Origin of the sequence: Streptomyces sp. URMC 124, from assembly GCF_051386455.1 — a bacterium.
Classification (GTDB): Bacteria; Actinomycetota; Actinomycetes; order Streptomycetales; family Streptomycetaceae; genus Streptomyces.
In genome coordinates this window covers 1-21,578 of sequence record NZ_JBPQTS010000034.1, presented here as the reverse complement: position 1 = coordinate 21,578, position 21,578 = coordinate 1, and the positions used below count along the sequence as shown (strand labels likewise).

General features: G+C 74.0%; 20 protein-coding genes. 14 read left to right on the top strand and 6 right to left on the bottom strand.

The window, feature by feature from the left end; translation table 11 throughout:
• Window positions 1-20 precede the first annotated feature (20 nt).
• Together ACSNOG_RS10055 and ACSNOG_RS10050 are read left to right on the top strand one after the other, a co-directional pair.
• Entirely contained in the window at window positions 21-1,103 is a 1,083-nt protein-coding gene (locus ACSNOG_RS10055) for an NlpC/P60 family protein (RefSeq protein WP_436752231.1), read from the top strand.
• A gap of 146 nt (window positions 1,104-1,249) precedes the next feature.
• The gene (locus ACSNOG_RS10050) at window positions 1,250-2,458 is read left to right on the top strand and encodes a hypothetical protein (RefSeq protein WP_436752255.1); all 1,209 of its coding nucleotides are present in this window, start codon (window positions 1,250-1,252) and stop codon (window positions 2,456-2,458) included.
• A gap of 145 nt (window positions 2,459-2,603) precedes the next feature.
• On the opposite strand, the gene ACSNOG_RS10045 is transcribed toward ACSNOG_RS10050, so the two are convergent.
• Window positions 2,604-3,842, bottom strand: a complete 1,239-nt coding sequence (locus ACSNOG_RS10045; RefSeq protein WP_436752230.1) for a glycosyltransferase 87 family protein — start codon at window positions 3,840-3,842, stop codon at window positions 2,604-2,606.
• A 145-nt stretch (window positions 3,843-3,987) separates the two neighbouring features.
• On the opposite strand from ACSNOG_RS10045, the gene ACSNOG_RS10040 reads away from it, so the two are divergent.
• Complete coding sequence (locus ACSNOG_RS10040; RefSeq protein ID WP_436752229.1) at window positions 3,988-5,130, top strand: glycosyltransferase family 4 protein; 1,143 nt, start codon at window positions 3,988-3,990, stop codon at window positions 5,128-5,130.
• 43 nt (window positions 5,131-5,173) lie between these two features.
• On the opposite strand, the gene ACSNOG_RS10035 is transcribed toward ACSNOG_RS10040, so the two are convergent.
• Window positions 5,174-6,970 (bottom strand): AMP-dependent synthetase/ligase, encoded by a 1,797-nt coding sequence (locus tag ACSNOG_RS10035; protein ID WP_436752228.1) that lies wholly within the window; start codon window positions 6,968-6,970, stop codon window positions 5,174-5,176.
• Window positions 6,971-7,260: 290 nt separating this feature from the next.
• Between ACSNOG_RS10035 and ACSNOG_RS10030 the strand changes: the two genes are divergently transcribed.
• From ACSNOG_RS10030 to ACSNOG_RS10005, 6 genes are all read left to right on the top strand, one after another.
• A complete protein-coding gene (locus ACSNOG_RS10030; protein ID WP_436752227.1) occupies window positions 7,261-8,022 on the top strand; it encodes a metallophosphoesterase family protein in 762 nt (253 codons plus the stop codon).
• A gap of 67 nt (window positions 8,023-8,089) precedes the next feature.
• Complete coding sequence (locus ACSNOG_RS10025; protein WP_436752226.1) at window positions 8,090-8,557, top strand: SRPBCC family protein; 468 nt, start codon at window positions 8,090-8,092, stop codon at window positions 8,555-8,557.
• 64 nt (window positions 8,558-8,621) lie between these two features.
• A complete protein-coding gene (locus ACSNOG_RS10020; protein ID WP_436752225.1) occupies window positions 8,622-9,974 on the top strand; it encodes an ArsA family ATPase in 1,353 nt (450 codons plus the stop codon).
• An 86-nt stretch (window positions 9,975-10,060) separates the two neighbouring features.
• Window positions 10,061-10,525 (top strand): DUF5304 family protein, encoded by a 465-nt coding sequence (locus tag ACSNOG_RS10015; RefSeq protein ID WP_436752224.1) that lies wholly within the window; start codon window positions 10,061-10,063, stop codon window positions 10,523-10,525.
• A gap of 57 nt (window positions 10,526-10,582) precedes the next feature.
• Window positions 10,583-11,524 carry an ROK family glucokinase gene (locus tag ACSNOG_RS10010; protein WP_302860117.1) on the top strand — a complete coding sequence of 314 codons (942 nt, stop codon included), beginning with the start codon at window positions 10,583-10,585 and terminating at the stop codon, window positions 11,522-11,524.
• Window positions 11,525-11,713: 189 nt separating this feature from the next.
• Window positions 11,714-12,475: an endonuclease/exonuclease/phosphatase family protein gene (locus ACSNOG_RS10005; RefSeq protein WP_436752223.1), complete on the top strand. Its 762-nt coding sequence runs from the start codon at window positions 11,714-11,716 to the stop codon at window positions 12,473-12,475.
• Window positions 12,476-12,505: 30 nt separating this feature from the next.
• Here ACSNOG_RS10005 and ACSNOG_RS10000 read toward each other — a convergent pair whose 3' ends face one another.
• Together ACSNOG_RS10000 and ACSNOG_RS09995 are read right to left on the bottom strand one after the other, a co-directional pair.
• Window positions 12,506-13,087, bottom strand: a complete 582-nt coding sequence (locus ACSNOG_RS10000; RefSeq protein ID WP_436752222.1) for a hypothetical protein — start codon at window positions 13,085-13,087, stop codon at window positions 12,506-12,508.
• Entirely contained in the window at window positions 13,080-13,859 is a 780-nt protein-coding gene (locus ACSNOG_RS09995) for an alpha/beta hydrolase (RefSeq protein WP_436752221.1), read from the bottom strand. The genes ACSNOG_RS10000 and ACSNOG_RS09995 overlap by 8 nt, the downstream gene beginning before the upstream one ends.
• 126 nt (window positions 13,860-13,985) lie before the next feature.
• On the opposite strand from ACSNOG_RS09995, the gene ACSNOG_RS09990 reads away from it, so the two are divergent.
• The 4 genes from ACSNOG_RS09990 to ACSNOG_RS09975 are packed head-to-tail and all read left to right on the top strand — an operon-like array spanning window position 13,986 to window position 17,789.
• Window positions 13,986-14,744 carry a lysophospholipid acyltransferase family protein gene (locus tag ACSNOG_RS09990; protein WP_436752220.1) on the top strand — a complete coding sequence of 253 codons (759 nt, stop codon included), beginning with the start codon at window positions 13,986-13,988 and terminating at the stop codon, window positions 14,742-14,744.
• A 49-nt stretch (window positions 14,745-14,793) separates the two neighbouring features.
• Entirely contained in the window at window positions 14,794-16,020 is a 1,227-nt protein-coding gene (macS, locus tag ACSNOG_RS09985) for a MacS family sensor histidine kinase (protein ID WP_436752219.1), read from the top strand.
• A complete protein-coding gene (locus tag ACSNOG_RS09980) occupies window positions 16,017-16,709 on the top strand; it encodes a response regulator (RefSeq protein ID WP_436752218.1) in 693 nt (230 codons plus the stop codon). Before macS ends, ACSNOG_RS09980 begins: the two co-directional genes overlap by 4 nt.
• Before the next feature lie 48 nt (window positions 16,710-16,757).
• Window positions 16,758-17,789 carry a 6-phosphofructokinase gene (locus tag ACSNOG_RS09975; RefSeq protein WP_436752217.1) on the top strand — a complete coding sequence of 344 codons (1,032 nt, stop codon included), beginning with the start codon at window positions 16,758-16,760 and terminating at the stop codon, window positions 17,787-17,789.
• 4 nt (window positions 17,790-17,793) lie between these two features.
• Here ACSNOG_RS09975 and ACSNOG_RS09970 read toward each other — a convergent pair whose 3' ends face one another.
• Window positions 17,794-19,761 (bottom strand): anthranilate synthase family protein, encoded by a 1,968-nt coding sequence (locus ACSNOG_RS09970; RefSeq protein ID WP_436752216.1) that lies wholly within the window; start codon window positions 19,759-19,761, stop codon window positions 17,794-17,796.
• A 94-nt stretch (window positions 19,762-19,855) separates the two neighbouring features.
• Window positions 19,856-19,912, bottom strand: coding sequence for a trp operon leader peptide (locus ACSNOG_RS09965; protein WP_436725272.1), 57 nt, complete (start codon window positions 19,910-19,912; stop codon window positions 19,856-19,858).
• 258 nt (window positions 19,913-20,170) lie between these two features.
• Here ACSNOG_RS09965 and ACSNOG_RS09960 point away from each other — a divergent pair, with 258 nt between their 5' ends.
• Window positions 20,171-21,520 (top strand): class II 3-deoxy-7-phosphoheptulonate synthase, encoded by a 1,350-nt coding sequence (locus tag ACSNOG_RS09960; RefSeq protein WP_058044801.1) that lies wholly within the window; start codon window positions 20,171-20,173, stop codon window positions 21,518-21,520.
• The last annotated feature ends 58 nt before the right edge of the window (window positions 21,521-21,578 follow it).

Genomic DNA, 21,578 nt, shown 5'->3' with positions numbered 1-21,578 from the left:
GGAAGGGAGTGCGGCAGGCCGTGGCGTCCCATCGCCGTTCTTCGCAGTCCGGTCTCACCCAGACCGTCCGGGTCACCGTCCTGTCCGCCGCCGTGGCCACGGCCGCGGCCGCGATGGCACCCCCGGCCGGAGCACGGCCCGCCGACACCGCCCGCGACGACCGGTCCCGCGGGACCGTGAAGACGCAGGTGGACCGGCTCTACGAGCAGGCCGAGCAGGCCACCGAGAAGTTCAACGAGGCCGGCGAGCACGCCGGCGAGCTGCGCAGGAAGGTCGCCGAGGCCACCGACCGCGTGGCCCGCGGCCAGGAGCGCGTCAACCGCATGCGCACCGCCCTCGGCATGATCGCCGCCGCCCAGTACCGCAGCGGCGCCGTCGACCCCGCCCTCCAGCTGCTCCTGTCCTCCGACCCCGACGGCTACCTGGACCGCGCCGCCACCCTCGACCGCGTCTCCGACCGGCAGGGCGAGCAGCTCAAGGCGCTCACCGAGGCCCAGCGGGCGCTGCGCCAGGAGCGCAGCGAGGCGGCGCGGATGCTCGGCGAGCTGGAGCGCACCCGCAAGGCCGTCGAGGCGCACAAGCGCGAGGTCGAGGGGAAGCTCGCCACCGCGCGCCGCCTGCTCAACGCCCTGCCGACGGCCGACCGCGAGGCCTACGCCCGGGCCTCGCGCTCCGGCGGCACCCGGCAGCTGGAGCGCCCGGACGGCGACGGCCCCGGGGACGGCGCCCTCAGCGGCCTGCAGGACCTCGCCGGCTCCTCCCGCGGCGCCGCGGCCGCCATGGCCGTCCGCTCCGCCGTCGGCTCGCCCTACGCCTGGGGCGCGAACGGCCCCGGCGCCTTCGACTGCTCCGGGCTCATGCAGTGGGCGTACGGGCGCGCCGGCGTCGGCCTGCCGCGCACCTCCCAGGCGCAGCGCAACGCCGGGCGGCACGTCCCGCTGTCCGAGGCGCGCCCCGGGGACCTCGTCATCTACCGCGACGACGCCAGCCACGTCGGCATGTACGTGGGGGGCGGCCAGGTCGTCCACGCCCCCTACCCCGGCGCCCGGGTGCGCTACGACCCGGCCAACATGATGCCGATTTCGTCCGTGACCCGGCCGTGAGCACGTCCTGAACGCGCCCCGGGGGGCGCGCGGCTCGTACGATGCGGGACGTGACGGGCCGGTGGTGGAGGAGCGGACGCGGGGGCACACGAGCGGGCGGCCGTGGGCCGGCCCGCCGGGCGGCGTGCTGCCTGGCGGCCCTGCTGATGGCCCTCCAGGCCGGGCTGACCGGCTGCTCCGGAGGGCTCTCCGGGGGCCCTGACGCCCGCGAGCAGGCCCTGCAGGGGCTCCTGGACCGGTGGGCCGCCGCGGTCCGCGACCGCGACGAGAGCGCCTTCCTGGCGGCCGTCGACCCGGCCGCCGGGGAGTACCGGGAAGAGCAGCGCCGCCTCTTCGCCAACCTCGCGGACGTCCCGTTCGCCTCCTGGGAGTACCGCCTGGTGCGCACCGGCGGCTTCACCCCGGCGCCCGGGCCCGGCCGCCGGGTCGCCGCCGAGGCCGAGCTGCGCTACCGGCTGGACGGCTACGACAGCGCCCCCGTCACCGCCCGCAGCCGGCTGACCCTCGTCGAGCGCGACGGGCGGTGGTACGTGGCCGCCGGCTCCCGGCGCGGCGGGCACCAGCTGTGGGAACAGGGCCCCGTGAGTGTCGTCCGCGGGCAGCGCAGCCTCGTCCTCGGCGTCGGCCAGGACCACGAGCGGCTGCGCGCCCTCGCCGGCCTCGCCGACAAGGCCGTCCCGGCCGTGGGGGCGGCCTGGCGGGCCGGGGCGCGCGAGTGGCCCGGCCGGGTCGTGGTCGAGATGCCCGCCTCGCTGTCGCGGATGGCCGCGCTCCTGGACTCGCCCGTCTCCAACTACCGGGGCATCGCCGCGGTGACCACCGGCGAGGCGGGCGGCCCAGGCGCCGCCGCGCCCGCGGACCGCATCATCGTCAACCCCGAGGCGTACGGGGTGCTCGGCGAGTTCGGGCGGCGCATCGTGCTCACCCACGAGACCGCCCACGTCGCCACCCGGGCCCGGACGACCAAGGCGACGCCGCTGTGGCTGTCCGAGGGCTTCGCCGACTGGGCCGCGTACCGCGGCTCCGGCCGCGCCGTCCGCCAGGCCGCGCCCGAGCTCGCCCGCGCGGCCGCCGCCGGCAAGCTCCCCGACCGGCTGCCCGGCGACCCCGAGTTCGGCTTCACGGGCGAGGCGGGGCGGCTCGCCCGCGCGTACGAGGAGGGGTGGCTGGCCTGCCGGCTGATCGCCGACCGCTGGAGCGAGGAGAAACTCGTCGCGTTCTACCGCGCGGTGGGCTCCCCGGGCCGCCGTCACGAGGCCGTGCCGGCGGCCCTCCAAAGCGTTCTGGGCATCTCCTTGCAGGAGTTCACCGAGCAGTGGCGCACGTACGTCGCAGAGCAGCTGCGCTCAGGGTGACCCGGGTCCGGCACGCGGCCACTCCGTGGGGCGAGGAGGGTTCGGCACCACCGGTCACCGGCGCAGGGGCCGATCGCCGTTGCGGCGGGATCTTCTTGCCTGCGGCAGGACGCCCGGTGGCGCCCCGCGGAGCGGTACCCGCGGGCTAGCCGGCCAGCAAGGCCGGTTCCTTCTCCGCAGGGGGGTCGTCCGGGGTGTCAGGCGCCCCCGGCAGGGACACCGTTTCGCGCCACAGGCGGGCGCACGAGATCAGCGTCGCCGCCACCAGCAACCCGTTCCGCAGGGTCAGCGTCGCCACGCCCAGCTTGTCGCTGGCGACGACGTGGGAGAACCAGATCGGGAACTCCAGCTGGGTCAGCGGCGCCGCCAGCAGGACCAGGACGATCGGCAGGCGCTGCCGCGTCGTGCCCATCGTCAGGCACACCGCGGCCAGGCCGAGCAGCCAGACCACGTACTGGGGGCTGATGACCCGGCTGGTCGTGGTGAACAGCAGCACCGACGCGAAGGCCGCCTCGTAGGGGGTGCAGGCCGTGAACCGGCGCGCCCGCAGCCGCCACAGCAGCAGCCAGGCGAACGCCAGCACGCTCAGGACCAGCGCGAGCCGGCTCACCGTGTGCACGTACGGGCCGAGGAACTCCACCGAGCCGTAGTGCAGTCGTGCGTGCCCGTGCCAGCCGACGTGCCGCCCGAGGTGGAAGACCAGCGAGCCCAGGGACTCCACCTCCGTGCCCCGCTCACGCTGGAAGGTCAGGAAGGCCAGCGCCCCCGGCATGGTCGCCGCGAACATCAGCCCCAGCACGGCGGCCGTCATCGCCGCCGCGCCCCACGCCTCCCGCGTCCGCGGCCCCCGCGGCGTGCCGACCAGCAGCAGCACCGGCCACACCTTCAGCAGCGCCCCGAAGGCCGTGAGCGCCCCCGAGAGCCGGGCCCGGCGCCCGGCCGCGAACAGGGCGGCGACCGCGACCGCCGTCACCATCACGTCGTAGCGGGCGTAGACGATCGGGCCGAGCAGCGGGACGCCGGCCACCCACACCCACACCCCGGCGGCGGTGCGCCGCCCGCCGCGCGCCGCGTACAGCAGCAGCGCGAAGACGGCCGCGTCCGCGAGGAGGCACACCACGAAGAAGGCGGGGGCGTAGTCGAGGAAGGGCAGCAGGCCGGGGGCGAGCACCGCGAAGGCCGCGGCGGGCGGGTACTGCCAGGTGACGTCGTCGTAGGGGAAGGTGCCGGTGCGCAGCACCCCGTACCAGCCCTGGTAGATCACCTCGATGTCGACCGAGACGTCCGACCCCGGCATCACCCACACCCGCAGCACGCACATCAGCAGCACGGCCCGGGTGACGGCCCACGCCGCGACCGAGAGCCGCAATCCCCTGCCCGCCATATCCACCTCGCCCTTCACGGTCACTACACGCTGTACGCGCGCCGCTACTGCAAGGCATGATGCCGCCCCGGCGGGTCCATACGCCGTGACGTGGCGGGACGGGCCCCCGACTGCCCCCGATCGCACCCGGTACTGTCGGACGGCGATGGACAAGACTCTCGTCGTCACCAACGACTTCCCGCCCCGTCCCGGCGGCATCCAGGCGTTCCTGCACAACATGGCGCTGCGCCTGGACCCGTCGGGCATCGTTGTCTACGCCTCGACCTGGAAGCGCGGCCAGGAGGGCGCGGAGGCCACCGCCCGCTTCGACGCCGAGCAGCCGTTCACGGTCGTCCGCGACCGCACCACCATGCTGCTGCCGACGCCCCGGGTGACCCGGCGCGCCACCGGCCTGCTGCGCGAACACGGCTGCACCTCGGTGTGGTTCGGGGCCGCGGCCCCGCTCGGGCTCATGGCCCCGGCGCTGCGCCGGGCGGGCGCCCGCAGGCTGGTGGGCACCACGCACGGGCACGAGGCCGGCTGGGCGCAGCTGCCCGCGTCCCGGCAGCTGCTGCGGCGGATCGGCGAGGGCACGGACACCCTCACGTACCTGGGGGAGTACACCCGCTCGCGGATCGCCTCCGCGCTGACGGACGAGGCGGCGGCCCGGATGGTGCAACTGCCGCCGGGCGTGGACGAGAAGACCTTCCACCCCGGCTCCGGCGGCGACGAGGTCCGCGCCCGGCTCGGCCTCGCGGACCGCCCGGTGGTCGTGTGCGTCTCGCGCCTGGTGCCGCGCAAGGGCCAGGACACCCTGATCCTGGCCATGCCGCGGATCCTGGCGGCCGTTGCGGACGCGGTGCTGCTGATCGTCGGCGGCGGCCCGTACGAGGACGATCTGCGGCGGCTGGCCGAGGAGACGGGCGTCGCCCACGCCGTGCGCTTCACGGGCGCCGTGCCGTGGGAGGAGCTGCCCGCGCACTACGGTGCGGGTGACGTCTTCGCCATGCCCTGCCGCACGCGCCGCGGCGGCCTCGACGTCGAAGGCCTCGGCATCGTCTACCTGGAGGCCTCGGCGACGGGCCTGCCGGTGGTGGCCGGCGATTCGGGCGGGGCGCCGGACGCGGTCCTGGAGGGCGAGACGGGGTACGTGGTGAAGGGCGGTTCGCCGGCCCAGGCCGCGGACCGGATCGTGACCCTGCTCAAGGATCCGGAGCTGCGCGCGCGCATGGGCGCGCGGGGCCGGCAGTGGGTGGAGGAGAAGTGGCGCTGGGACCTGCTGGCCGAGCGCCTCAAAGAATTGCTGTAGATCTCCCCTCGGCATGCGGGACGGGGCAGGAGACGACGTGCCGCTATGCGCGGTAGATGGCCTCGATCTCGTCGGCGAAGTCCTTCGCCACGACGTTCCGCTTGAGCTTCAGCGACGGCGTCACATGCCCCGAGGCCTCGGTGAACTGCGCGGGCAGGATGCGGAACTTGCGCACCGACTCCGCCTTCGACACCGCCGCGTTGCCGTCGTCGACGGCCTTCTGCACGTCCGCCAGCAGCTGGGGGTCCTCGGCCAGTTCGGCCGGCGTCATCCCGGCGGGCTTGCCGTGGTCGGCGAGCCAGCGCGGCAGGAAGTCCTCGTCGAGGGTGACGAGCGCGCCGACGAACGGGCGGGCGTCGCCGACGACCATGCACTCGGCGATCAGCGCGTGGGCCCGGATGCGGTCCTCGATCACGGCCGGGGCGACGTTCTTGCCGCCCGCGGTGACGATGATCTCCTTCTTGCGGCCGGTGATCGTGAGGTAGCCGTCCTCGTCGAGGGTGCCGAGGTCGCCGGTGTGGAACCAGGCGTCGGACATCGCCTCCTCGGTGGCCGCCTCGTTGTTCCAGTAGCCCTGGAAGAGGTGCTCGCCGTGCAGCAGGACCTCGCCGTCGTCGGCGATGCGCACGACCGAGCCGGGCAGCGGCTGCCCGACCGTGCCGATCTTCGGCCGGTCCCAGGGGTTGAAGGCGGTCGCGGCGCAGGACTCGGTCAGGCCGTAGCCCTCCAGGACCGTGAAGCCGATGCCGCGGTAGAAGTGGCCCAGGCGCTCGCCCAGCGGCCCGCCGCCGGAGATGGCGTGGGTGGCCCGGCCGCCCAGGACGGCCCGCAGCTTGCCGTAGACGAGCTTGTCGAAGACGGCGTGCTTGATGCGCAGGCCCAGGCCCGGCCCGGACGGGGCGTCCAGGGCGCGGCTGTAGGCGATGGCGGTGTCCGCGGCCTTGTCGAAGATCTTGCCCTTGCCGTCGGCCTGGGCCTTGGCGCGGGCACCGTTGTAGACCTTCTCGAAGACGCGCGGAACGCCGAGGATCAGGGTCGGGCGGAAGGAGGCGAGCTCGTCCGTCAGGTTGCGGATGTCGGGCACGCAGCCCAGGCGGATCGGCGCGAGCATCGCGGAGATCTCCACCAGGCGCCCGAAGACGTGGGCGGTGGGGAGGAAGAGCAGGACGGAGGAGTCGCCCGTGTTGAACAGCGGCTTGAGCCGCTCCACGGCGTTGCCGCACTCCGCGAAGAACGCGCGGTGGGTGAGCACGCAGCCCTTGGGGCGGCCCGTGGTGCCGGAGGTGTAGACGATGGTCGCGGGCGAGTCGGCGTTCGCCAGGGCGCTGCGCTCGTCGACCTTCTCGTCCGTGACGCCGGCGCCGGCCTCGCGCAGCTTCGCCACGCCGCCGGCCTCGATCTGCCAGACGTGGGCGAGCTCGGGCAGCCGGTCCTTCACGGACTCGACGGCCGCCTCGTGGTCGGCGGTCTCGACGACGCAGCCGACCGCGCCGGAGTCGCTGAGGATCCACTGGATCTGCTCGGCCGAGCTGGTCTCGTACACCGGCACCGTCACGCCGCCGGCGCTCCAGATCGCGAAGTCCAGCAGCGTCCACTCGTAGCGGGTGCGGGACATCAGCCCGACCCGGTCGCCCGGGCGCACACCGGAGGCGATCAGGCCCTTGGCGGCCGCCCGGACCTCGGCGAGGAACTGGGCCGCGGTGACGTCCTCCCACCGGCTGCCGGCCTTGCGGCCTATGACGGCGACGTCGGGGCGCTGCGCGGCGTTGCGGCGGATCAGATCCGTCAGGTTTCCGTCCGCAGGGACCTCATAGAGGGCCGGAAGGCTGAACTCGCGCAACTGCTGCTCCTCGTCGGGCGCCGGCGCCGCCGCGTCTTCGAGGGGCGCTGCGTCGGCTGCGGTCCATGATCAGGCAAGGGGGGTAGTGGACTGCCCGGACGTTACCCACCAGTACGGCTTTCGAATAGGGGGCTGCGCCCAGATGTTCTCTGCGTCACATGCCGCGGGACTGCTCCCCGCACCCTAGCCCCTCGCTTTGGTGACCCGGAAGTAACCACGGGAGTAACCGCAGGTCGCAGCCCTTCCGGAGGCCGTGCCGCAGCGCCTAGGGTGATCGGCATGGAGGCGGTATGAGGGTTCATGTGGTCAGCGACGTGCACGGCAACAGCACGGCCCTCGCCCGGGCGGGCGACGGCGCCGACGCCCTGGTCTGCCTGGGCGATCTGGTCCTCTTCCTCGACTACGCGGACCACTCCCGCGGCATCTTCCCCGAGCTCTTCGGCGTGGAGAACGCCGACCGGATCGTCGCGCTGCGCACCGCGCGCCGCTTCGACGACGCCCGCGAGCTCGCCCGCGGCCTGTGGCGCGGCATGGACCGCGACGCCGCCATCGAGGCCGCCGTCCGCAAGCAGTACGCCGAGCTCTTCGCCGCCTTCCCCGCGCCCACGTACGCGACGTACGGAAATGTCGACATCCCCCGACTCTGGCCGGAATTCGCCCAGGAGGGCACGACCGTCCTCGACGGGGAGCGGGCCGAGATCGGCGGACTCGTCTTCGGATTCGTCGGCGGCGGCCTCCCCTCGCCCATGCGCACCCCCTACGAGATCTCCGAGGAGGAGTACGCGGCCAAGGTCGCGGCCCTCGGCGACGTCGACGTCCTGTGCTCGCACATCCCGCCCGACGTGCCCGAACTCTGCTACGACACCGTCGCCCGGCGCTTCGAACGCGGCAGCTCCGTCCTCCTCGACGCCATCCGCGCCACCCGCCCCCGCTACGCGCTCTTCGGCCACGTCCACCAGCCGCTCGCCCGCCGGATGCGGATCGGGGCGACGGAATGCGTCAACGTCGGCCACTTCGCCTCCACGGGCACACCCTGGGTGCTGGAGTGGTGACGGGCAGCGCGATGTAGCCTTCAGCGGCAGACACCAGGCGGCGGACCGGTACGGAGGAGCCACGGAGATGGCGGAACACACCAGCTCGAGCATCACGATCGAGGCGACCCCTGCCGAGGTGATGGCCGTGATCGCCGACTTCGGCCGCTACGCGGAGTGGACCGGCGAGGTCAAGCAGGCCGAGGTGCTGGAGAAGGACGAGCAGGGCCGCGCCACGCAGGTGCGCCTCGTCCTGGACGCGGGCGCCATCAAGGACGACCACGTGCTGGCCTACAGCTGGTCCGAGGGGACCGCCCCGAACGGGGAAAGCTCTGTGAGCTGGTCGCTGGTGAAGTCGCAGATGCTGCGCCAGATCGACGGCTCCTACAGCCTCCAGCCGGCGGCGGGCGGCAAGCACACCGAGGTCACCTACCAGCTCACCGTCGACGTCAAGATCCCCATGCTCGGGATGATCAAGCGCAAGGCGGAGAAGGTCATCATCGACCGCGCCCTCGACGGCCTCAAGAAGCGCGTCGAGAGCGGCGCGGCCTCCTGAGCCCCGGCCGCTGACCGCCTTCCGTACGCCCCCACCCCGTACGCCACCGCTGGAGGCTCCCCCCTTGCGCACGGTCCTCGTCACCGGCCCCGGCGGCGCGGGCCGCACCACCGCCGCGGCCGCCACGGCCCTCGCGGCGGCCCGCGAGGGGCGGCGCGTCCTGCTCCTCACCGCCGACCGCGGCCCCGCGCCCGAGGCCGTGCTCGGCACCGCCCTGCCCCCGCCCGGGGCGGGCGACGGCGCCCTGTGGGGGCCTCCGGCCGAGGCGGCCCCCGGCCTGTGGGCCGCCCGCGTCGCCACCGGCGAGCACTTCCAGGAGCGCGCCCGCGACCTCCAGGACCGCGGCGCCTCCCTCTTCGACCTGTTCGGCGCGAGCCCCCTCGACCCCGAGGAGCTCACCGAACTCCCCGGCGCCGAGCCCCTCGCGCTCCTCACCGCCCTGCGCACCGCCCACGCGGACGGGGGCTTCGACCTGCTCGTCGCCGACATGCCGCCGCTGCACGCCACGGTGCGGCTGCTGGCCCTCCCCGAGCAGCTGCGCCGCTACCTGCGCAGGCTGCTGCCCGCGGAGCGGCAGGCCGCCCGCGCCCTGCGCCCCGTGCTGGCTCAGCTCGCGGGCGTGCCCATGCCCACCCAGCGGCTCTACGAGACCGCCGCGCGCTGGGAGGCCGAGCTCGCCGCCGTCCAGGACGTCCTCGAAGCCGAGGGCACGACCGTGCGGCTCGTCGCCGAGCCCGGGCCGCTGGCCGGCGGCGAACTGCGCCTCGCCCGCGCCGCCCTCGCCCTCCAGGGCTGCCGCGTCGACGCTCTCGTCGCCAACCGCCTGCTGCCCGGCGTCACCGGCGACGGCGCGGCGGGCGACGCGATCACCCCCGACCCCTGGCTCGCCGGCCTCGTCGCCGAGCAGCTGGCCGCCCACAAGGCGCTGCACGAGGAGTTCCTCGTCGACGGCGTCACCGTCTGCGAGCTTCCGCACCTCGGCCGCGGCCCGCGCGGCCCGCAGGACCTCGCCGAGCTCGCCGGGCGCGCGCGCTCGACCACCATCGGCGTGGCCGCGGCGGCAGGACCGGGCGGAAACGGTTCGGCCGGCGGCTTCGGCGTCATATCCGGCGGCGGCCTCACCGACGAGCTCGACGGCTGGCACGGCACCGCCGCCGCCGGTGACCCGGTCGTCGAGGACCGCCTCGCCGCCGACGGCGTCCTGCTGTGGCGCCTCCCCCTGCCCGGCGCCGACCGCGGCGACCTCGACCTCCTGCGCCGCGGCGACGAACTCATCGTCGGCGTGGGCCCGTTCCGCCGCGTCCTCGTCCTGCCCTCCGCGCTGCGCCGCTGCACCGTCTCGGGCGCGGGCCTGCGGGACGGAGCGCTGTGCGTACGCTTCACTCCCGACCCCGACCTGTGGCCGAGGCCCTCCTGAACGGCACTGCCTGAACGGCACCCTGCCCTTCGGGTAACGTCGAAGAAAACCCCTGTTGCAGGAGCCAGGATCCAGGAGGCGCTGCCATGAGCGATCACACCGAGCGCCCCGCACCCGGCGCGCGGCCCGACCCCGACGCCTGGGAGCAGGCCTGCGCCGAGGACCTCGCGGCGGAGCGCGCCCGCCGGCGCGCGCAGCAGGGCCCGCCGCCCGGCACCGCCGCCGAGGAGCTGCGCAAGCTCGTCGACGCCGTCGCCGACAAGGTCTCCGGCATGCAGCTGCCGCTCGGGGGCGGCACCGCCCAGGGCGTCGTCCAGCAGGTCGTCGCCCAGGCGAAGGCCGTCGTCGAGCCCGTCATCGAGCGCAACCCCGACGTCTTCGACCACCTTGCCTCCGCCGGCTCCGAACTCCTGGCCGCCTACCGCGCGGCGGTGCGGGGCCAGGAGGCCCGCTGGGTGCGCGAGGAGCCCGCCGCGCGCCCCGCAAAGCCCTCCGGCCCCGGCGAAGGTGACGGGGGAAAGGGCGGGAGCGAGCGCATCGACCTCGACTGATCCCCGGCTCCGGTACGGTGGGTCGCGGCGGGGTTCGAGCGAAAAACTGAGGGACACATGGGACTCACCATCGGCGTCGACATCGGCGGCACGAAGATCGCGGCCGGTGTGGTCGACGAAGCGGGCAGCATCCTCGCGACGTGCAAGGTGCCGACCCCGCCGACCCCCGAAGGCGTCATCGACGCCATCGCGGACGCTGTGCGCACGGTCAGCGAGGGCTTCGAGGTCGAGGCCGTCGGCATCGGCGCCGCCGGCTACGTGGACGACAAGCGGGCCACCGTCCTCTTCGCCCCGAACATCAACTGGCGCCACGAGGCACTGAAGGACAAGGTCGAGCAGCGCGTCGGCCTCCCCGTCGTCGTCGAGAACGACGCCAACGCCGCGGCCTGGGGCGAGTACCGCTTCGGCGCCGGCCAGGGCCACGACGACGTCATCTGCATCACCCTGGGCACCGGCCTCGGCGGCGGCATCATCATCGGCAACAAGCTCCGCCGCGGGCGCTTCGGCGTGGCAGCCGAGTTCGGCCACATCCGGGTCGTCCCCGACGGCCTGCTGTGCGGCTGCGGCAGCCAGGGCTGCTGGGAGCAGTACGCGTCGGGCCGCGCGCTCGTGCGCTACGCCAAGCAGCGCGCCAACGCCACCCCGGAGAACGCCGCGATCCTGCTGGGCCTCGGCGACGGCACGGTCGAGGGCATCGAGGGCAAGCACATCAGCGCCGCCGCGCGGCAGGGCGACCCGGTCGCCATCGACTCCTTCCGCGAGCTGGCCCGCTGGGCCGGCGCGGGCCTGGCCGACCTGGCCTCGCTCTTCGACCCCTCCGCGTTCATCGTCGGCGGCGGCGTCTCGGACGAGGGCGACCTGGTGCTCGACCCCATCCGCAAGTCCTTCAAGCGCTGGCTGATCGGCGGCCAGTGGCGTCCCCACGCGCAGGTGCTGGCCGCACAGCTGGGCGGCAAGGCCGGCCTCGTCGGCGCGGCCGACCTGGCCCGGCAGGGCTAGCTTCACGCGGGGCGCCCGCGTTTCGGGGGCGTCCCCGTCCGTCCGCCGCCGGGTGTTCTTCTCCGCCGCGGCGGACACCGACCACGACGGCGCATGCCGGCGGTGCCGAACTCGGCTCAAGTGGGTGCGGCACCGCCGGACACCGCCGTCTCGCATCGCGCCGTTGCGGCGGAAGGGATCGGCGAGCGCATGAGTGCAGACGTCCTGGCGGACCTCCCGGCATCGCGTACCGAGCCGGACGGCTCGGTGGTCATCCGCGTGCTCAGCTACAACATCCGCTCCATGCGGGACGACGTCGCGGCCCTCGCCCGGGTGATCCGGGCCTGCCGGCCCGACGTCGTCTGCGTTCAGGAGGCGCCCCGCTTCTTCCGGTGGCGCAAGGCCGCCGCCCGGCTCGCCCGGACCTCCGGCCTCGTGTACGTCGCGGGCGGCGCCACCGCCTCCGGGCCCATGATCCTCTCCTCGCTCCGCGCCCACGTGGAGCGCACGGAGGACGTCCTGCTGCCCCGTACCCCCGGCCTCCACCAGCGGGGCTTCTCGACCGCCGTGCTCCGCTTCGGCCGGGCCCGGCTCGGCGTCCTCAGCTGCCACCTGAGCATCAAGGACGGGGAGCGCTACGAGCAGGGCCGGCTGCTCCTCGACCGGCTCGCCGCCCTGGGCGTGCCGCACGCCGTCGCCGCGGGCGATCTCAACGACCGCCCCGACGGCCGCACCTTCGGTCTGCTCGCGGACGCCCTGCAGGACGGCTGGGCGACGAAGCCGTGGGGCAGGGAGCACACCACCCGGCTGGGCGATCCGCTGCAGCGGATCGACGCGGTCTTCGCGACGGAGGGGGTGGAGGTGCTGGGGTGCGGGGTGCCGATGGGGCTGCCCGGCATCGCCGAAGGCGACCTCCGGGCCGCCACGGACCACCTGCCGGTGCTGGCCGCCCTGCGCGTGCCGCCCGGATAGGAGCCGGGGCCCGCACCACCGCGCCGGGGCCTACACCACCGCGCCGCGCCCCGGGTCGTCGTCCTCGTCGTCGCCGTCCTTCATCCGCAGGACGAGCGTGGCGAAGCCGCCCAGGAAGCCGCCGACCCCGATGGTGGTCACCCACCAGGTGAGCGGCTGCTGCAGCAGCACCATGATCAGGAGCAGCAGCGGACCGCCCAGCACGGCGATCCAGGCGAAGCGGGCGGTGACGTCGCCGGTGGGCAGCGGCGGCGGCTCGGGCGGGACGAAGTGCCCTTCGTCGTCCCCGTCCTCCGCATTCTCCGCGCCGGCCTCCGGGGCCTCCGGGGAGCTCCAGTCGCGCGGGCCCACGCCGGGTGCGTAGACGATGAAGCTGCCCGGGGGCTCCTCCCGCGCCGGGGAGGGCTCGGGGGAGGAGGGGGCGCCCTTCGCCGGGGCCTCCTCCTCGGGGGCGTCCTTCCCGTCCCCGGCGGGGATGTCGTCACCCGTGGCGGGCCAGCGCCCGGTGGCGGGGTCGGGCTGCTCCCCGTACGCGGCGACGAGCTCCGCCCAGGCCGCGTCCTCGTCGAGCGGGTCGCGGCTCTCGTCGCGGCCCGCGTCACGCTCAGCCACGGGCGGCCGTCCCCTCCTGGGAGCCGACGCCGGAGAGCCGGCCGATGAACGCGCAGGTGTCCTCGAAGATGCGCTCGGCGTCGTGGTCGAGGGTGGCCACGTGGTAGCTGCGCTCCAGCAGGCGCTCGGTGACGTCCCGGGAGGAGACCCGGGCGAGGATGCGGGCGGAGTCGGCCGGCGGGACGACGTGGTCCTCGGGGCTGTGCATCAGCAGCAAGGGCTGGGTGACCTGGGGCAGTTCGGCGTCGACGAGCCGGAAGAAGCGGCGCACCGAGTGCGCGGCGTGCAGCGGCACCCGGTCGTAGCCGACCTCCTGGGCGCCGGGCTTGGCGATGTCGCTCGCGATGCCCTTCGTGGAGGGCACGAAGTGGCGCACGACGGGCAGGGCCCGCGCGGCCAGGCCGTGGACCTTGTTGCCCGGGTTGACGAGGACGATGCCGCTGACGGCGTCCCCGTGGCGGGCGGCGAGGCGCAGGGCGAGCGCCCCGCCCATCGACAGGCCGCACACGAACACCTGAGAACAGCGCTCGCGCAGCTCCCGCAGGGCGTGGTCGACCTCCGCGTACCAGTCCTGCCAGCCGGTGAGCTGCATGTCCTGCCAGCGGGTGCCGTGGCCGGGCAGCAGCGGGAGCGAGACGCTCAGGCCGCGCCCCGCCAGGTGGTCCGCCCAGGGCCGCACGGACTGCGGGGAACCGGTGAAGCCGTGACACACGAGGACGCCTACCTCTCCGCCTTCGTGGCGGAACGGCTCGGCTCCGGGGAGGAGCGGCACCGGGATCTCCGATCGGGGATGCGGGAGCAAGGGAGGACACAGAGGGTCCGGTCCTCAGCGTACGCGGAGCGCCGCACGGCGGGTAGGCAGGTTAAGGTCTCCTCGTCACACACAGGAGGTTCTCGGTTGTTCTACGGCGCTATGAAGGTGTCCATCGGCGGGTCGCTGAAGCTTGCCTTCCGGCCGTGGGTGGAGGGCCTGGAGAACATCCCGGCCGAAGGGCCCGCGATCCTCGCGAGCAACCACCTGTCGTTCTCGGACTCGTTCTTCCTGCCCGCGGTGCTCGACCGCAAGGTCACGTTCATCGCGAAGCAGGAATACTTCACCTCCCCCGGAGTCAAGGGGAAGCTGACGGCCGCGTTCTTCAAGGGCGTGGGCCAGCTGCCCGTCGACCGTTCGGGTGCCCGCGGGGCGGGCGAGGCCGCCGTCAAGAGCGGCCTGGACGTGCTGGCGCGCGGCGAGCTGTTCGGCATCTACCCGGAGGGCACCCGTTCCCCCGACGGCCGCCTCTACCGGGGCAAGCCGGGCGGCCTCGCCCGGGTGGCCCTGCTCTCCGGCGCCCCGGTGATCCCCGTGGCGATGATCGACACCGAGAAGGTGCAGCCCCCCGGCAAGGTGCTGCCCAAGATGGTGCGCCCGGGCATCCGCATCGGCGAGCCGCTGGACTTCAGCCGCTACCACGGCATGGACGGCGACCGCTTCATCCTGCGCTCGGTGACCGACGAGGTCATGTACAAGATCATGGAGCTCTCGGGCCAGGAGTACGTGGACATCTACGCGACCGCCGCCAAGCGGCAGATCGCGGAGGAGGCGAAGCGGAAGGCCGAGGAGGAGAAGGCGGCCAAGGCCGCCGGCCTCGACAAGGGCGACCGGGGCGAGAAGTAAGGGCGAGCGGCGGCCGGCGGCGCAGCGCGCCCGGCCCGGGGGTTGGTCGATGACACCGCGCAGCAGGAAGCCGCGCGTCGTACGGATGTCGGTGGAGCTGCCACTGTGGCGCGCACTGACCGGCTACCGCATTCTGACGCTCTGCTACGCCCTGGCGCTCTTCGCCGTCAACTACCGCGAGTACGTGCATCCGCTCGGCGGCGCCCTCTACATGGGCGTACTCACCGGGTGGATGGCGCTCACCTGGAACCGGACCTCGGCGCCGGAGCGCTGCACGAAACGATTCCTCATCGCCGACCTGGCGCTCGCGCTCGCCGGGATCCTCGTCACCGCCGTCGTCGACTCCCCGGCCCGCATCGACAGCGGTGCGGCCACCCTGCCGTCCATCTGGACCGGCGGCGCCGTACTGGGCCTGGCCATCAAGGGCGGCTGGCGCTGGGCGGCCGTCGGTTCCACCCTCGTGGCCGTCGCCAACCTCGCCGAGCGCGGCAGCCCCGCCCGGGACACCGTCCACAACGTGCTCCTCGTGTGGGTCTCCAGCATCGCCATCGGCTACATCGTCGAGGTCGCCCGCGCCAGTGAGCGCACCCTCGCCCGCGCCCTGCGGATCGAAGCGGCCACCCGCGAGCGTGAGCGGCTCGCCCGCGACATCCACGACAGCGTCCTGCAGGTGCTGGCCATGGTGCAGCGGCGCGGTGCCGCGCTCGGCGGCGAGGCGGCCGAGCTCGGCCGGATGGCCGGCGAGCAGGAGATCGCCCTGCGCACCCTGGTGGCCGGGGGCCTGCTGCCGCCGCAGCGCTCCGCCGAGGAGCTGGCCGGGGACGCGGAGCTGGTCGGCGCCGCGGCGGCCGCCCCGCCCGTCCCCACCGGCCCCATCGACGTCGGAGCGCTGCTCGCCCCGCACGCGGGCGCCGACGTCTCCTTCGCCGGGCCCGGCACCCCCGTCCTGCTGGAAGCGGCAGCGGCCTCGGAGCTCGCCGCCGCCGTCGGCGCCGCCCTGGACAATGTGCGCAAGCACGCGGGCGAGGGGGCACGGGCCTGGATCCTCCTGGAGGACGAGCCGGACGCGGTGATCGTCACCGTGCGCGACGACGGCCCCGGCATCCCCGAGGGCCGGCTCGCGGACGCCGAGCGGGAGGGCCGGATGGGCGTCGCCCTGTCCATCCGCGGACGGCTGCGGGACCTGGGCGGCAGCGCCGAGCTGGTGTCCGTCCCCGGCCAGGGCACGGAAGTCGAACTGAAGGTTCCACGGGGGAACGGGAAAGAACAGCGATGAGCGAAACCCAAGCCGAAGCACCCACCGAGCAGATCGTGAAGGTCATGGTCGTCGACGACCACCCCATGTGGCGCGACGCCGTGGCCCGCGACCTGGCCGCCGCCGGGTACGACGTCGTGGCGACCGCCGGGGACGGCCCCGAGGCCGTGCGCCGCGCGAGGGCCGCCGGCCCCGACGTGCTCGTCCTCGACCTCAACCTGCCGGGCCTGCCCGGCGTGGCCGTCTGCAAGGAGCTCGTGGGGGAGAACCCCGCGCTGCGCGTCCTCGTCCTGTCCGCCAGCGGCGAGCACGCCGACGTGCTGGAGGCCGTGAAGTCCGGCGCCACCGGCTACCTGCTGAAGTCCGCCAGCACGCAGGAGCTCGTGGACGCCGTGCGGCGCACCGCGGCGGGCGACCCCGTCTTCACCCCCGGCCTCGCCGGGCTCGTCCTCGGGGAGTACCGGCGGCTGGCCGCCGACCCCGCCCCGGCCGCGCCCGACGAGCCCAAGGCGCCCCGGCTCACCGACCGCGAGACCGAGGTCCTGCGCCTCGTCGCCAAGGGTCTGTCGTACAAGCAGATCGCCGAGCGGCTGGTTATTTCCCACCGCACGGTGCAGAACCATGTGCAGAACACCTTGGGCAAGCTCCAGTTGCACAACCGCGTGGAGCTCGTGCGCTACGCGATAGAGCGAGGTCTCGACGACGCCTGACCGCGCACCTCGGCCGCGGCGGGCGACCTCCGGCTGAAGGAGAGTGTCATGCGGATCGGAGTGCTGACCGGCGGCGGCGACTGCCCCGGTCTCAACGCGGTCATCCGCGCCGTCGTCCGCAAGGGCGTCCAGGACCATTCCTACGACTTCATCGGCTACCGGGACGGCTGGCGCGGCCTCCTGACCGGCGCCACGTCCCGGCTCGACATCCCCGCCGTGCGCGGCATCCTCCCGCGCGGCGGCACCGTGCTCGGCTCCTCCCGCACCAACCCCTTTAAGGAGCCCGGCGGCATCCGGCGGATCCGGGAGAACCTCGCCGAGGACGAGGTCGACGCCCTCGTCGCCATCGGCGGCGAGGACACCCTCGGCGTGGCCGCCCTGCTCTGGGGCGAACACGGCGTGCCCTGCGTCGGCGTGCCCAAGACCATCGACAACGACCTCTCCGCCACCGACTACACCTTCGGCTTCGACACCGCCGTCGGCGTCGCCACCGAAGCCATCGACCGGCTGCACACCACCGCCGAGTCCCACATGCGCGTCCTCGTCGTGGAGGTCATGGGCCGGCACGCCGGCTGGATCGCCCTGCACTCCGGCCTCGCCGGCGGCGCCAACGTCATCCTCATCCCCGAGCAGCGCTTCGACCTCGACGAGGTCTGCGGCTGGGTCACCTCCCGCTTCCGCGCCAGCTACGCGCCCATCGTCGTGGTCGCCGAGGGCGCCATGCCCAAGGACGGCGACCTCGTCCTCAAGGACGGCTCGTCCCACGACGCCTTCGGGCACGTACGGCTCTCCGGCGTCGGGGAGTGGCTGGCCAAGGAGATCGAACGGCGCACCGGCAAGGAGGCGCGGACCACCGTGCTGGGCCACGTCCAGCGCGGGGGTACGCCCAGCGCGTTCGACCGGTGGCTGGCCACGCGGTTCGGGCTGCACGCGATCGACGCGGTGCGGGAGCGGGACTTCGGGCGGATGGTGGCCCTGCGGGGGACGGACATCGTCCGTGCGCCTCTGGCGGAGGCCACGGCCCGGCTGAAGACCGTGCCGGTCGAGCGCTACGAGGAGGTGAAGGTCTTCTTCGGCTGAGCGCTCAGACCAGAACGGTGGCCAGCAGTTCCGCCACGATCGTGGCACCGTCCAGGGTCAGGACCGACTCCGGGTGGAACTGCACGCCGGCGAAGCCCGGACCCCGCAGGGCGTGCACGTCCCCGCTCACGGGATCCCGGCTCAGCTCCACGCGGTGCATCGCCAGCTCGCCCTCCGCGGCGGCGGTGCACCGCGCGGTGAACGTGTTGTAGAAGCCCACCGTCTCCGGCCGCCCGAAGAAGTCGATCCGCTCCTGCGCCCCCTGGTACGGCACGTCCTTGCGGACGATGTCCAGGCCCAGCTCCGCCGCGATCAGCTCGTGCCCCAGGCACACGCCCAGCAGGCCGTACCGGTGACTGCGCAGGAGCTCCGCCGCCAGGCCGCGGAGGAGCCGCATCCGGGGGTCGGCGGCGTCGGAGGGGTTGCCGGGGCCGGGGCCCAGGACGACGGGGCCCTCGTGGGTCAGGGCGGCCGCGCGCAGGCCGGGCTCGTCGTAGCGCCGTACGGTCACCTCCAGGCCGGACGTGCGCAGCAGGTGGGCGAGCATGGACGTGAAGGTGTCCTCGGCGTCGATCACCAGGGCGTGCCCGGTCAGCCGCGGGACGGAGGGGCTCTCGGCGGACTGCATGCGCAGCCAGAACGGGGCGAGGTCCGCGCGGCGGGCGTCGAGCGCGGCCCGCACCGCGGGGTCGTCGGCGAGCCGTGGGGCCGGTGCCGCGGGCCGGTCCGTCCGCGGGGCGCGGACACCGAGGGCGCTGAGGACGCCCGCCGCCTTGGCGTGGGTTTCGGCGACCTCGGCGTAGGGGTCGGAGCGGCGCACGAGCGTGGCGCCGACCCCGACCCGGAGCCGGCCACGGCGGTCGATGTCGGCGGTGCGGATCAGGATGGGCGAGTCCAGGGTGCGGGCTCCGCCGGCGTCGCGGCCGATGAGGGCGAGCGCGCCCGAGTAGTAGCCGCGCCCGTCCGTCTCGTGGCGCTCGATGACGCGGCACGCGTTCTGCACGGGGGAGCCGGTGACGGTCGCGGCGAACATGGTCTCGCGCAGCACGTCGCGCACGTCGAGGGAGGAGCGCCCGCGCAGTTCGTACTCGGTGTGGGCGAGGTGGGCCATCTCCTTGAGCCGCGGGCCGACGACGACGCCGCCCATGTCGCCGACGGTGCACATCATCTTCAGCTCCTCGTCCACGACCATGGACAGCTCCTCGACCTCCTTGCGGTCGTGGAGGAAGGCCAGCAGGCCGTCCCGGTCGGGGCCGGAGGCGGGGTAGCGGTAGGTGCCGCTGATGGGGTTCATCACGACCGTCCCGCCGGACATGCGCACGTGCACCTCCGGGCTGGCGCCGACGAGCGTGCGGTCGCCGGTGTGCACGACGTACGTCCAGTAGGCGCCGCGCTCGCCGGCCAGGAGGCGGCGGAAGAGGGCGAGGGCGTCGGCGGGGGTGAAGCCGTGGATCTCGCCCTCGAAGGTCCGCCGGATCACGAAGTTGGCGCCTTCGCCGGTGCCGATCTCGTCGTCGATCACGCGCCGGACGATGTCCGCGTACGCGTCGTCGCCGACGTCGAAGGCGCCGCCCTCGACGCGGACGGTGTGGGCGGGCAGGGCGGCGAGGACCTCGTCGAGGGGCAGCTCGTGGCTCTCCTGCGGGAGCAGGACGGCCAGCGGGGTGCCGTCGTCGCGGACGTCGAAGCCGCGCTCGCGGATCTGCCGGAAGGGCACGAGGGCGAGGGCGTCGTGGACGGGCCGGTCCCCGCCGGGCCGGCCGTCGGGCAGGGGGATGTCGGCCAGGCGCCCGGCCTCCTCGACGGTGCCGAGGAGCAGCTCGACGGTGCCGGGCGCGCCCGTTTCGTCCGCCGGGCCGTGGGGGAGGCCGGGCGTGCGGCGGTGGAGGAGGGCGAAGGGCGGGCAGGCGGGGCCGGCGAGCCGGGCGAGGAGGGCGGCGGTGCCGGCGGGCCGGGCGGTGTCGCTGGGCATGGGGTGTTCCTTCCGGTGAGGAGAGGAACGGCCCGGGAAACACGGAAGGCCGCCCCTCGGGGCGGCCTTCGCGATGCGTCGTGCGTACGCGCAGTCAGTGGGCCGCCGGATGAGCGGTCCACCACCAGTTCTGGTTCTGCTGCGCGAACATGCTGGGCACCCTACCCGAAGCCGGATCGCTACCGACGGGTATCGGCCGAGGCCAGGCCCTTGGAAGGGAAGCTTCCGGGGCGCGGGAGCAGGGCGTGAGGGGCGCCCGTGCCCCGAGCGGCCGCGATGCCTCACCGGGGTGGCCGGTACGGGGCGGTGGCTCTGGCGTGTCTTGGGCGCGTCTCGTCCCTGTCTCGGCAAATGTCTCAAAGTGCGGTCCGACGACCGGACCGGCTCCGCGACCCCGTAGGGTTGGAGCGTGACCGTGAACGCTGAACTCCACGCCGGTGGCAACACCTGGCGCTCCCTTCCCGCGGCGCAGCAGCCCGAATGGCCGGACCAAGAGGCTCTGCGCGATGTGATCGCCGAGCTCGAGTCCTATCCGCCCCTCGTCTTCGCGGGCGAGTGCGACCAGCTGCGCCAGCGCCTGGGAGCGGTCGCCCGTGGAGAGGCGTTCCTGCTCCAGGGCGGCGACTGCGCCGAGGCCTTCGATGCCGTCGGTGCCGATCAGATCCGTAACAAGCTCAAGACGCTGCTCCAGATGGGCGCCGTGCTGACCTACGCGGGCCAGGTGCCCGTCGTCAAGGTCGGCCGCATCGCCGGTCAGTACAGCAAGCCGCGCTCGAAGCCGACCGAGACCCGCGACGGCGTGACCCTGCCGACCTACCGCGGCGACTCCGTCAACGGCTTCGCCTTCACGCCCGAGGCCCGCACGCCGGACCCGCAGCGGCTGAAGCGCATGTACCACGCCTCCTCGGCCACGCTGAACCTGGTGCGCGCCTTCACCACCGGCGGTTACGCCGACCTGCGCCAGGTGCACGCCTGGAACCAGGACTTCGTGAAGTCCTCCCCGTCCGGGCAGCGCTACGAGGCCCTGGCCCGCGAGATCGACCGCGCGCTGAACTTCATGAACGCCTGCGGGACGGACCCGGAGGAGTTCAAGACCGTCGAGTTCTACTCGTCGCACGAGGCCCTGATCCTCGACTACGAGTCGGCCCTGACCCGTACGGACTCCCGCACCGGGAACCTGTACGACGTCTCCGGCCACATGGTCTGGATCGGTGAGCGCACCCGTCAGCTCGACGGCGCGCACATCGAGTTCGCCTCGAAGATCCGCAACCCGATCGGTGTGAAGCTCGGCCCGACCACCTCGGCCGAGGACGCGCTCACCCTGATCGAGCGGCTCGACCCGGAGCGCGAGCCGGGCCGGCTCACGTTCATCACCCGCATGGGCGCGGGCAAGATCCGTGACCACCTCCCCGAGCTGGTGGAGAAGGTCACCGCCTCGGGCGCCCAGGTGGCGTGGATCTGCGACCCGATGCACGGCAACACCTTCGAGGCGGCCTCGGGCCACAAGACCCGCCGCTTCGACGACGTGCTGGACGAGGTCAAGGGCTTCTTCGAGGTCCACAAGAGCCTCGGCACCCACCCGGGCGGCATCCACGTCGAGCTCACCGGTGACGACGTCACCGAGTGCGTGGGCGGCGGCGACGAGATCTTCGTCGACGACCTGCACCAGCGCTACGAGACGGCGTGCGACCCCCGCCTCAACCGCAGCCAGTCCCTGGACCTGGCGTTCCTCGTCGCGGAGATGTACCGCGACCAGTAGGAGCCGGTGAGACGAGCGCGGGGGGGGGGGGGGGGGGGGGGGGGGGGGGGGGGGGGGG